This window comes from Paraclostridium sp. (assembly GCF_051657365.1).
Taxonomy (GTDB): Bacteria; Bacillota; Clostridia; order Peptostreptococcales; family Peptostreptococcaceae; genus Paraclostridium.
On sequence record NZ_JBOFKN010000089.1, the window covers coordinates 1 to 11,294 of the forward strand.

An 11,294-nucleotide genomic window follows, 5' to 3' on the forward strand; every position below is an offset into this window, starting at 1 on the left:
TAATTCATAAAATAACAATTAAATAGTTGTTTTTTAGTTCATAATTATTTCATACTTTATGTTATATATATAATATTGTAGTATATATATAATAAAGTAATATTGGTGGTGGTAAAATAAGAATAAATAGTATTTTAATATGAGGAGCTTTAGACATGAATAAGAACAATATTAAAAAAAAGATTGCAATTTTAAGAGATGTAAAAAGAGATATTGATATAGTTATTAGAGATAATAAAAAAAATTTAAATATGGATGAGTTAGAATGGTTTGAATTTGTACATAAGCTAGATAAAATGGATGTTATTCTAAATAGTATGGAAAAAGATTTAAATCTTGATGATGAGGATAAAAGTAGCAAAAGCAGTTCTAGTTTAGAAAAGTCAAATGATGTTATCTGCAACGAAAATAATATTGATGATGGTAACTTTAATCTTCAAAGAACAACTATCATAGAAGATGAATATTTAGATCAAGATGGTTATTCTAATGTTAGTAATAACTATATAGATCAAAATGAGTCTTCTAATGTTGGTAATAACTATATGGATCAAGATGATTATTCTAATGTTGATAATAACGAAGAAGTAAAAATAGAAAATTTTGAATCAAGTCTTAATGATACAAATAAAAAAATAGAATATTTAGAAAAATTATTAGAAGAAAAACGATTTATAGAAGAAAAGGACTTAGAATTATATATGAAAGAGATACATTTAAAAGAAGAACGAGAAGCAATGCTTAGAAAAAGACAAATAGTGGCACAATCATTTACTCCTAAATCAAAAGAACAGAGTGACTCCACTATAGATAAAACTATAGCTATGAGCAAAGAAGAATTTTATGATAAAATTGATGGCTCTAAAACTGAAATATTAGATATACCAATAGAAATACAAGAAGAGCGACCAGCTCAAAATATTGATGAGAGTGACTATTGTTTTAGTGAGGATTATGATTTATATGAAGAAGAAAAAAATAATTCTATTATAGATAAGTTTAAAGATCTTTTAGGAAAATAATATTTAAGTAAAAAAACGACTATCTTTAAAGATAGTCGTTTTAATATATTATAAGGCGTAAATTTGAAATGTTTCATACTTATTATAAGTAGATAAATTGTTTTTATACATTCATATAATTGAAAATAATTAATAAATACTATACTATAAAAGTGTATGAATAATTATTTATTATATAAAATGGATTGTTAGGAGAGAAAATATATGGCTATGCTTTTTTATTCTTGGGTAGTTGGACTTACTTTAATATTTGTAGGATTTTACAATAAATCAAAAATAACACCAGTAATAAGTAATAGTAGAGGGTATAGAACTAAAAGATCGAAGAGTAGCAAGGAAGCTTGGGTTTTTGGAAATAAGTTATCGTGTAATATGCAAGTTTCTAGTGGAATATTAGCGATGATTATATCAAGTATATTAATATGCTTCACAGATAACCTTTGGACTATATCAATAGTATCACTATTTATAGGTTTAGTATTTCAAATAATTACTGAAATATTACTTAGAAGAAGATATGATAAGAATGGAAAAAAAATAAAAAGATAAAATAAATGAGATTTATATAAATTCTATTTACATAAATCTCATTTATTTTTATTTAAGGGAAATTAAATATCTAATTATTTAAAACTAAAAATTAAAGCAATAATAAGTATTGATTATTTTAAGTAATTATATTCTAATTTTTGTAATTCCTTTGAAACGTTTTAGGGTTTTTTTGAGAATATAATGAAAAATATAATTACATATTTAGGAGATTAAATTTATGAAATCATTAAAAATATTAGTTGCAATAGGCGTTGTTGTTATAATTGGCGGTATAGCAGTTTTTGCTTATACAAATGGGACAAGACCTACTAATCATCAAAAAGTCAATGATAATTTATTAAAACAGGCTACTTTATCAAATACAGATAATTTATCTAGTAATAATATGCCAATAACAACACCTATGAATGTTACACCTTCTAAAATTGACATAGGAAATGGTATGTATATACCACAAGGGACTTATGAAGCACCTATTCCTCTTGCGGATGGAAAAATGCATACAAATTATTTGATAACAGGAATGATTACATCACAGCAAAATATTCCTGTTTACAATAATATATTAGAAGGTAATGGACCGGTAAAATATTATCCAGCAGGAACTAATCTTTTAGTTATAGGATATGTTGATGGATATTTCATTTTAGGATCAGCTGCAGGAGATGTTGATGGACTTGGATTTAAAACAGATACTTTTGTAAATGCAAAAAATATGACTTTAATACCAAATGAATCAAACTTTGCACCACTAACTCTTGGTAATATGCCATATATAGTACAGTTTTTACCTAATGCTAATACACCTGTTATAAAACTTTATGAATATCCAACAGATTTATCTAAGGTTGTTGGTGAAATTAATCCAGCTACTATGATAAGTTCTAACCCTGCTGATAATACAGCTAAAATAATAAATACAGCTAATAAAATGAATGATGTAGTTTATAAAGGACAACAAGGTTGGATGTTAACTTCTGCACCAATTCCATCAAAGTATATTGGAGCAGCAGATAATACAAGTGGTTATGGATCAAATAATGATGCAACATCTTAAATTTAAAATAGTATCTAGTTATTGCTAGATACTATTTTTCTATCTATAATATGTATATACGAATTTTGAAATAAGGAGGTGTTGAAGTGTTAGGACCAACACATAGGTTTGGAGGTATAGCATTTGGCGCTCTTACACCTATTATAGCTGAAAACTTATTCTCTATTTCCATTCATAATCCTTTGCTTTTTGCAGCTGTAACAATGGCTGGCGGTGCAATTGGAAGTTTGATTCCAGATATAGATTCTCCGAGTAGTACTATAGGACAGAAGGTTAAACCAATATCTCGATTTATAGCTGAGAACTTTGGACATAGAGGAGGAACACATAGTTTTATAGCTTTAGCAGTTTTTGCAGTTTTTACTACTTTTTTAGGAGAAAAACTAAATGATATTTTAAGAACAAATTTAGGGAGTCGTAATCATTTAATATTTTCTATTATAGTGGGACTGATAATAACGTCATCAATACTTTTTGTAATAAAAAGTATTCCTACGGGAAAGAAAAAATATAAAAAACCATCAGCAGTAGTTGTGTTAATAATATTTATTATTGCCATGTTCATAGCTTACCTAGATAGTTATGCTTTATTACCATATATAAGGGTTTATTTATTAGGAGTTTTAGTAGGGTATGCAAGTCATATACTTCTTGATATGTTTACTCGAGCAGGAGTACCATTTTTTATTCCTTTTTTTAAGTTTAGAATAAGTTTTACTAGATTTAAAACAGGGTCTATAATAGAAAGTATAACAAAAGTTATGTGTATATTTATAATTGTAATATCAGTAATTTCTCTAGGAAATTTTAAATTTTAGATATATAAAAATTTCCAATGTTAAGAATTTAAAAAATTTATTAATATCACATAAATACTAAATAATAAAGTTTTTAAGCTTATTTAGGAGCAAGAAAAGTTAAAAATACATATTTGATGAAGGAATTACAAATGAAAAAGAAGTTAGCAGTGATAATTATTATTATATTTGTAGTTGTATTAGGTGGAGTTGCTATCAAAAATGAAATGATTCCTAATAAATACAATAATTATATACAGGAATATAGCACTGAATTTGGAGTAAATCCACTTTTAGTTAAAGGAATAATAAAAACAGAGAGTAATTATAATCCTAATGCTATATCTAATAAAAATGCAAAAGGATTAATGCAGATAACAAATGAAACTGGAGCTTGGATAGCAACAAAGTTAGGTGTTAAAAATTTTACTCCAGAAATGTTATATAATCCTAAAATAAATATAGAATTTGGGTGTTGGTATATAAAGAATTTGGAAAATGAGTTTGGAAATAAAGATGTTGCAATAGCAGCATATAATGCTGGAAGGACTAATGTAGAAAATTGGTTGAAAAATAGTGATTTTTCTGAAAATGGAAAAAGTCTAAAAAAAATACCTTTTACACAGACATCGAATTATGTGAAAAAGGTTAATTTTTATGAGAAAGCATATTCTTATTTTTAAAAAAAAACAGAAAGTAATAACTTTCTGTTTTTTTATTTTATGCTGTTTGCTTTTTATGTATTTTAAGCCAACAGTAAAGTCCATATACTGAAGCAGTTCCATATTGAGCCCAAACAAGAGCCCCTGATAAATCAGATACAGAGAATATTCCAGTATTTATAATATTTTTAATAAATAATACTATTCCTATATTTGCAATTATCCAAAAATACCATTGTTCTATATATCTTTTAGATGTTAAAAATACTGCGAAAATTGTAATAATAGATGTAAATGAATCTAATTTAATTTGATTATCAGCTTGTATTTTCATATTAAACAAAGATTTGAATATTTCAGGTAAATAATTTAAAAGTTCACCATATAAAAACCAACAAATTAGTAATGCTATTATAGTTATAACCCAATTCATAGTAGTAAATTTTTTTACTGTTATTGAGTCGTTTTCAGAGTTTGAAAGATTTTTTTTCCATGCTATGAATCCCCAAATTTCTAGTGGTAATAAGAATACTATGTTTTGTATAAATTGACCGTATAAGTGCTGATCTATAGCTACTATTCCATATGTAACTGTATTTAAAATCCACCAAAAATAACAAGCAATACTAGCTCTAACTTGATATATTGATGTTAATACTCCTGATAATGAGGATATTAATCCAATTATACTTATTACACTAAATAATTCGAAAAAATTTGAATCTCCTGTAAATAATGGAACAAAGAAAGATAAAATTCCTGCTGCCATAAAGAAGATAAAAAATATTTTTTGGAATGGGGATAAAGATTTAAAAAAATTCATTTGAATTCCTCCAGTAAATTATATTATTAAAATATTAAATTTGAACAAATAACTAAATGAATCTTCAGGTATTCATTTTATTAAAAAAATATAAATTTTTCAAATAAAAATTTAGTATTTAGAGGATAAGAGGAAATGCATACTATCGATAGCTCCATGCTTCTTAGAAATACACGATTTATTTATTAAAAATTTAATAGTTATCAAAAAAAAGATCTCTTCTTCATCTGAATATAGCGTATATTTATTTAGATAAAAACTTTCTTTTACTTAATTACCTATTAAAATCCATTTACAAAAAGATAATAATTTGTATAATAAAAGTATACTTTATGTTTCAATTGCGTTAAATCTATGTTGAAATGACAGTTATTTTACCATAATAATAAAAGGAGAATATATGAGTAAATTTAAAGAAAATTTTGAAAAGAATAAGCGAATTTTTATAGCGATTGGTTTCATTGTATTCATAGCGATTATCAGTACAATAACTTTACTAACTAGTAGTAAACTATTAAAAGAAGTGAGTTCATCATCACCATCTACATATACGCCAGGCGTCTATGTTAATCCAGCTGCTAAAAATGCTCAGTTTACTGGACAAGCAGTACAAGGTGGAACCTCTGATACTACAGCATATTCTGGAGAGGGTAACAACTTACCAACAGAGCAAACAAATTCAAATTTAAATCAAAGCTCACAAGGAGCAACACAAAATTCAAGTAATATAGCTGTTCCAAGTAATCAGACACAAACTACACAAAATAATTCATCAAGTAATCAACAACCAGTGGTTGACACTAATAATAATCAGACTAATCCAAATTCAGGTAATGTGAATTCAAGTAGTGTGAATTCAGGAACATCTAAGCCGTCAGGAAATACTGGAAGTAGTTCACAAGGTAGTGGAAATAATTCACAAAATGCTACAAATGGAAATAATTCACAAAATGCTACAAATGGAAATAATTCACAAGATGGAAGTGCTACAACTAATCCTAATACAACTACACAACCAAATATAAATTCAGGGAATGGAACTAGTACAAATCAATCAAATCAATCAAATCAACCGAATACAGTACCTAATGATGGATCAAGTAATTCAAGTTCACAAAATACTCCAGAGAGTTCACAAACTGGAACAGGTGGAACTTCAAATGCCCCAAGTTCACAAGAGAATAACAGTCAACCTAGTAATGGACAATCTACTCAGGTTCCATCAACAGGTCAAACAAATTCTAATCAAGGTAATACACAACAAGGTAATACACAACAAGGTAATACACAACAAGGTAATGGACAAACAGTACAATTGTCACAGGGAGTGCAAGTACCACAAATGCCAAATTTAAATATAAAATAATAAATTGAAAAATATATAACTTTAAAAGTAATGAAAATTTTAGCATCTGAAATTAAATAGTAATTTCAGATGCTATTTATTTTTAGAAATTTAATAGAATATTGATGCTACCTACATATAAAATTTATATAATTAATTATAAAATTTTATATGTTAAATTTAATGGAGGAATTTATGCGGAAGCGACAGAATATTTTTTATTCAACTAAAATGCTTTTTATAAATTTAAGAAAGTCCTTAAAATATAATAATTTGCTTTATAAAACAAATTTATATGAATGTGATATTGTAAAAGTAGAAAATATTATTGAAAAATCTAATTTTAAAATTGGTATATTTAAAAGAGATGGATGGAATAATCTTGATAAATTATTGAAAATTATTGAGGACTTTAGAAATAAGGGGAATAGAGAGAATATTGTTATAATTCTTGAAGAGATAGCGTATTCTTTAATTGATTATATTGAGTTATCAGAAGAACCAAGTTATAAAATAATAGATAATATAGTAGGCTATATTGAAGTATGTAGTGTTTATAGTACGTATATGAAAGAAAAAGAAATTGTTGAAATTTTAAAATCTATATATATACCAAAAGTTAAAATAGATATTTAAAATATAATAATTATTGAACTCTAGGTAATAATAGAATAGACAAATCATTTAATTTTACAAAGACTTGGAGGAATAATATTATGAAAAATTTAAAAGGTACAAAAACTGCAGAAAATCTTATGAAAAGTTTTGCTGGTGAGTCACAAGCACGAAATCGATATACATTTTATTCATTAGTAGCAAAACAAGAAGGCTATGAATCTGTAGCAAAAATTTTCGAAGAAACTGCAAATCAAGAGAAGGCACATGCAAATGTTTTTTATAAGTTTTTAGCTAATAATTTAAATGGTGAAAAAATAATTATAAATGCAGATTATCCAGTAGATTTATATGATAAAACTGTAGATTGTCTTGATGCGGCTGCTAAAGGTGAGCATGAAGAACAAGCTATTTTATATCCAGAATTTTCAAAGGTGGCTAAGGAAGAAGGCTTTAATAAAATTGCAGAAGCTTATGACGCAATTTCAAAAATTGAAAAAATGCATGAAAATAGATATAGAAAATTATATAATGAAATAAATGAAGGATCTTTTTATAAAAAAGATAAAAGTCTATTTTGGATTTGTCAAAATTGTGGATATGTAGTAGAAGGGATTGAACCACCAAAAGTTTGTCCAGTATGTTATTATTCACAGGCGTATTTTAAAGTATATACTGATGAATTTTAAATAATTTAATATTAAAAGAAGGACTATTTAGTTGAAATTATACTAATTAGTCCTTTTGACTTTGAGCAAGTGTTTTTTATGTGCTAAAATTAATAGAAACTTATATTAATTTTAGATTGGAGTTTAAATAATGATAATTAAGAGAGTGAATTTGCAAAAAATTTTTAATGAATATAAACAAGGGGCTCTAAATTTATTAAGGAATAAAGCTGTTAAAAGTTTTGATGGCAAAATATTTAGTCTAAATCAAGATTTTTCAGTAAAGGAAAAATTTGATATAGCAGAACTGACATTTGTTGATTTTGAGAATCTTATAGAAGATAAGGAAAAATTATATTTGCCATTTGTTGATTCTTTTGATTCTTTTGTTACATGTGTAAATGGACTTGATTTTGACTTAGATGAAGGTTTAGAACCAGAATGGTTAGAAGGAATAGGCTATATTCAAAGTAATGAAAGACTTGTTGATATTGGAGAATTAACAGTAGCGTTTAATAATATTCCAGGATTTATTCTTTGGAGAGATAATGATTTTAACTTATTATTTGGTCAATATTTTAAAAATGAAACTTATTGTATTGTATTAGATAATATTGGGTTTTTAAAAGATGATATATTGAATTTTATAAATATGAAATAAAAAAATATCCTAGTAAGTGTATTAAAAATACAATAACTTACTAGGATATTTTTTTTATTATAGAAGAAAATAATATTAAAATAATTTTTAATATTTGAGGTGTAATTTTTTATGGACAAGATATGGGAAAAACCAATAATTATTGTTAGTAAGTGTTTAAATGGAGAAAAATGTAGATATAATGGGGAGGATTCTCCTTGTAAATTATTAAATGAGCTTATGGATTACGTAGAATTTGAAACTGTTTGTCCAGAAGTTGGAATAGGCCTAGGAATTCCAAGAGATACGATAAAAATTGTTGGAGATGAAAATAATAAAAAAGTTATAGAATCAACAACAAAAAATGATGTAACTGATAAAATGTTAGAATTCGCAAATGATAAAGTTTTAGAGTATAAAAAGAAGGATATAGATGCTTTTATTTTAAAAGGAAGATCACCATCTTGTGGGATTAAAGATGTTAAAATATACAAAACAGAAGAAAAAGGTTCTATGTCAATTAAAGGAGCTGGTATTTTTGCAGCATATTTAATTGATAATTTAACACAAGTTATTATAGAGGAAGATGGACGACTTAAAAATTTTGAAATAAGAGATAATTTTTTAACTAAAATTTTTACTTTAGCTAGTTTTAGAAAAATGAAAAATATTTTGAATCCCAAAATTTTAGTTCAATTTCATACACAAAATAAGCTTTTATTTATGACATACTCACCATATATAACAAAACAAATGGGAAATATCATAGCAAATTTAAATAAAAAAAATTTGTTTGAAAACTTTAAAGAATATCAAAATCTATTATTTGAATTGTTTAAAGAAAATCAAAAATTTAGAAGATGTAGTCATGTTTATGAAAAAGCTTATGGTTATGTTTCTAAATATTTATATGATGATGAACGAATATTTTTTATAGAAATGCTTAAAGATTTTAGAGAAGGAAAGCAACCTAAGAAAACTATAATTACAATGTTGAAAGGATATGCTATACGTTTTGATAATGAATATTTATTAAAACAAACATTATTAGAACCTTATCCTGAAAAGCTTTTGAATTTAGATGATTCAGGTAAAGGGATTGTAAGATAATAAAATTTTAATTAACACACTATTTTAGGGGGTTATTTTAATTACATTAAAATTTAAGAAGTAATTTATTTGCTCTTAAATTTAATAATAAGATTACTCATTTTGAAATTTTTAGGGAATTTGAGTTTTTTGGAAATAAAAATATGCATAGAAAAACAAAATTTAGAAAAAAGATTATGAAATGTTATATTGAAAACTTTTTATAAAACTTGAAAGTATTAGAATTATATGTATAATTTAATAAAATGAATTTAACATATAGTTAATTTAAGTTTGTATGGAGTGTGTATTTATGTTTAATGATAGAGCTAAAAAATTAAAAGTTTTAAATGATAAAATAGAGAATTTTCTTAGTACAGATAATTTTAATACTGAGGAGATATTTAAAATTTTAGAACATATGATTTATATAGATAAAGAAACAGCTTTAGAACATTGGAAGCTTGTAATTTTAAAAGGTATAGATGATATAAGAATAACTAAAGATTTACTAGAACACTTTATAGAAGATTATAGTGAAGGAATATTTAAAATGGTTTTAGATAACGAAGAAGCATTTAAAAAGCTAGCAGCTTTAGAAGAGTATGATATTGTATGGCTTATTGAGTTATCAGAATTTATTGCTAACATAGAAGATCAATATAAAATATTAAAATTTTTAGATAATGCATTAAAGACAAAAGGAAATAAGTTTGCTTTTTTAAAAGAAATTTTGGATGATATGTCATTTGAGGAATATGTTGATAAAGATATTATTGATGAGCTTTTAAAAAGAATTGATAATTTTAATGATGAAACTCAAATAATTCAATTAAAGGCAATATTATTTAAACTAGTTTAAAAAAATAATTATAAATTTTTTATATTTAGTAAATAATAACTTTAATATAAAATGGTGGAGAGCATAGAAAGGGTGTTTGATATGTTCTCATTTTATTTAACGAGAAAAGAAAAAAGAAAAATTTTAATTTTAGTTATTATAGTACTTACTATTTTTGCTTTTATACTTGGATATAGTTTTATGGCAATGATTAAGTCAAAAATAAATAAAATATCAGTAAATGGTGAGGCTGCTAAAAATGAGGTGGAAGTTCATATTTTAGATACAGGTAATAGTGACTGTATCCTTATAAAAGGTAAAAAAAACATTTTAATAGACGGTGCTGAAGATAATGATGAAATACACATAAATACATATTTAAAGAAGGAGGGAATTTCTAAAATAGATTATGTAATATCAACTCATTATCACAGAGATCACTTAGGAGGATTAGATAGTGTAATAAAAAATTTTGAAATAGGTGAAGTCTTAATTTCTAATGGAAATCCTAAAGATAAATATGATAATGAGTTTATTAATTCATTATCAGCTAAAAATATTAAGGCTAAAATACCTAAGGAAGGAGAAGTGATTAATTTAGATTCTAATTCCTATTTAAAAATTTATAATACTCAGGGTGGGGAATATATAAATGATGAATCATTAATAACATTATATTGTAACGGAGAAGATAAATTTTTATTTGCAGCAGATGCAGAAGATAAAACTGAAAAAAGGGTTTTAGAAAGTATGGAAGAGGTAGATTTTTTAAAAATAGGGCATCATGGAGCATGGGGAAGTACTAGTGAAGTGTTTTTAGATGTTTTAAAACCTAAATATGCTGTCATAACAGTTGGAGAAAACAATCCATACTTTAATCCTCATGAAGTAGTTATGAAAAGATTAAAAGAACGTGAAATAGAAGTACATAGAACAGATGAGTGTGGAAATATAAAATTCACCTCTACAGGTTCAGGGATATATACGGAGTGTAAAAAAGGTTCATATAGACATAGAGTAATTAAACAGTTAGGTCAATAATATATATAGCTTGTTGAATAACAAAAATTGTAAAAAATAAAAAAGTCATTCTTTTTTGATATAATGATGTCGCAAAACAAATCAAAATCAAAAGGAATGACTCAAAATGATTATACCATCAAATTTAATTTCAGAAAATGAT

At 25.1% G+C, this 11,294-nt stretch carries 13 protein-coding genes; 12 read left to right on the top strand and 1 reads right to left on the bottom strand.

The window, feature by feature from the left end; genetic code table 11:
* The first annotated feature begins 155 nt into the window (after positions 1-155).
* The 5 genes from ACRCYC_RS06260 to ACRCYC_RS06280 all read left to right on the top strand — a co-directional run bounded on the left by ACRCYC_RS06260 (position 156) and on the right by ACRCYC_RS06280 (position 4,111).
* On the top strand, positions 156-1,022 hold the full coding sequence (locus tag ACRCYC_RS06260) for a hypothetical protein (RefSeq protein WP_438618255.1): 867 nt from the start codon (positions 156-158) through the stop codon (positions 1,020-1,022).
* Positions 1,023-1,226: 204 nt separating this feature from the next.
* Entirely contained in the window at positions 1,227-1,571 is a 345-nt protein-coding gene (locus ACRCYC_RS06265; RefSeq protein WP_438618256.1) for an SdpI family protein, read from the top strand.
* Between the two features lie 220 nt (positions 1,572-1,791).
* On the top strand, positions 1,792-2,631 hold the full coding sequence (locus ACRCYC_RS06270) for a hypothetical protein (protein WP_438618257.1): 840 nt from the start codon (positions 1,792-1,794) through the stop codon (positions 2,629-2,631).
* Positions 2,632-2,717: 86 nt separating this feature from the next.
* Positions 2,718-3,449, top strand: a complete 732-nt coding sequence (locus ACRCYC_RS06275; RefSeq protein ID WP_438618258.1) for a metal-dependent hydrolase — start codon at positions 2,718-2,720, stop codon at positions 3,447-3,449.
* A 131-nt stretch (positions 3,450-3,580) separates the two neighbouring features.
* Complete coding sequence (locus tag ACRCYC_RS06280; protein ID WP_438618259.1) at positions 3,581-4,111, top strand: lytic transglycosylase domain-containing protein; 531 nt, start codon at positions 3,581-3,583, stop codon at positions 4,109-4,111.
* Positions 4,112-4,148: 37 nt separating this feature from the next.
* Here ACRCYC_RS06280 and pnuC read toward each other — a convergent pair whose 3' ends face one another.
* A complete protein-coding gene (gene pnuC / locus ACRCYC_RS06285) occupies positions 4,149-4,913 on the bottom strand; it encodes a nicotinamide riboside transporter PnuC (protein WP_438618260.1) in 765 nt (254 codons plus the stop codon).
* A gap of 400 nt (positions 4,914-5,313) precedes the next feature.
* On the opposite strand from pnuC, the gene ACRCYC_RS06290 reads away from it, so the two are divergent.
* The 7 genes from ACRCYC_RS06290 to ACRCYC_RS06320 all read left to right on the top strand — a co-directional run bounded on the left by ACRCYC_RS06290 (position 5,314) and on the right by ACRCYC_RS06320 (position 11,152).
* Positions 5,314-6,279, top strand: a complete 966-nt coding sequence (locus tag ACRCYC_RS06290; protein ID WP_438618261.1) for a hypothetical protein — start codon at positions 5,314-5,316, stop codon at positions 6,277-6,279.
* A 174-nt stretch (positions 6,280-6,453) separates the two neighbouring features.
* A complete protein-coding gene (locus ACRCYC_RS06295) occupies positions 6,454-6,894 on the top strand; it encodes a hypothetical protein (protein ID WP_438618262.1) in 441 nt (146 codons plus the stop codon).
* 80 nt (positions 6,895-6,974) lie between these two features.
* Complete coding sequence (gene rbr / locus ACRCYC_RS06300) at positions 6,975-7,562, top strand: rubrerythrin (RefSeq protein WP_438618264.1); 588 nt, start codon at positions 6,975-6,977, stop codon at positions 7,560-7,562.
* A gap of 130 nt (positions 7,563-7,692) precedes the next feature.
* Positions 7,693-8,202, top strand: coding sequence for a hypothetical protein (locus ACRCYC_RS06305; RefSeq protein WP_438618266.1), 510 nt, complete (start codon positions 7,693-7,695; stop codon positions 8,200-8,202).
* A gap of 111 nt (positions 8,203-8,313) precedes the next feature.
* Complete coding sequence (locus ACRCYC_RS06310; RefSeq protein WP_438618267.1) at positions 8,314-9,291, top strand: YbgA family protein; 978 nt, start codon at positions 8,314-8,316, stop codon at positions 9,289-9,291.
* 292 nt (positions 9,292-9,583) lie between these two features.
* Positions 9,584-10,132, top strand: coding sequence for a hypothetical protein (locus ACRCYC_RS06315; RefSeq protein WP_438618268.1), 549 nt, complete (start codon positions 9,584-9,586; stop codon positions 10,130-10,132).
* Between the two features lie 81 nt (positions 10,133-10,213).
* The gene (locus tag ACRCYC_RS06320) at positions 10,214-11,152 is read left to right on the top strand and encodes a ComEC/Rec2 family competence protein (protein WP_438618269.1); all 939 of its coding nucleotides are present in this window, start codon (positions 10,214-10,216) and stop codon (positions 11,150-11,152) included.
* Positions 11,153-11,294: the final 142 nt, after the last annotated feature.

What these genes read in the sequence shown, in the direction of transcription:
- ACRCYC_RS06310 (WP_438618267.1), top strand. Translation starts at nt 8,314, where the DNA reads ATGGACAAGATATGGGAAAAACCAATAATTATTGTTAGTAAGTGTTTA.
- ACRCYC_RS06260 (WP_438618255.1), top strand. Translation starts at nt 156, where the DNA reads ATGAATAAGAACAATATTAAAAAAAAGATTGCAATTTTAAGAGATGTA.
- ACRCYC_RS06290 (WP_438618261.1), top strand. Translation starts at nt 5,314, where the DNA reads ATGAGTAAATTTAAAGAAAATTTTGAAAAGAATAAGCGAATTTTTATA.
- ACRCYC_RS06295 (WP_438618262.1), top strand. Translation starts at nt 6,454, where the DNA reads ATGCGGAAGCGACAGAATATTTTTTATTCAACTAAAATGCTTTTTATA.
- ACRCYC_RS06305 (WP_438618266.1), top strand. Translation starts at nt 7,693, where the DNA reads ATGATAATTAAGAGAGTGAATTTGCAAAAAATTTTTAATGAATATAAA.
- ACRCYC_RS06265 (WP_438618256.1), top strand. Translation starts at nt 1,227, where the DNA reads ATGGCTATGCTTTTTTATTCTTGGGTAGTTGGACTTACTTTAATATTT.
- ACRCYC_RS06315 (WP_438618268.1), top strand. Translation starts at nt 9,584, where the DNA reads ATGTTTAATGATAGAGCTAAAAAATTAAAAGTTTTAAATGATAAAATA.
- ACRCYC_RS06320 (WP_438618269.1), top strand. Translation starts at nt 10,214, where the DNA reads ATGTTCTCATTTTATTTAACGAGAAAAGAAAAAAGAAAAATTTTAATT.
- ACRCYC_RS06280 (WP_438618259.1), top strand. Translation starts at nt 3,581, where the DNA reads ATGAAAAAGAAGTTAGCAGTGATAATTATTATTATATTTGTAGTTGTA.
- rbr (WP_438618264.1), top strand. Translation starts at nt 6,975, where the DNA reads ATGAAAAATTTAAAAGGTACAAAAACTGCAGAAAATCTTATGAAAAGT.
- ACRCYC_RS06270 (WP_438618257.1), top strand. Translation starts at nt 1,792, where the DNA reads ATGAAATCATTAAAAATATTAGTTGCAATAGGCGTTGTTGTTATAATT.
- pnuC (WP_438618260.1), bottom strand. Translation starts at nt 4,913, where the DNA reads ATGAATTTTTTTAAATCTTTATCCCCATTCCAAAAAATATTTTTTATC.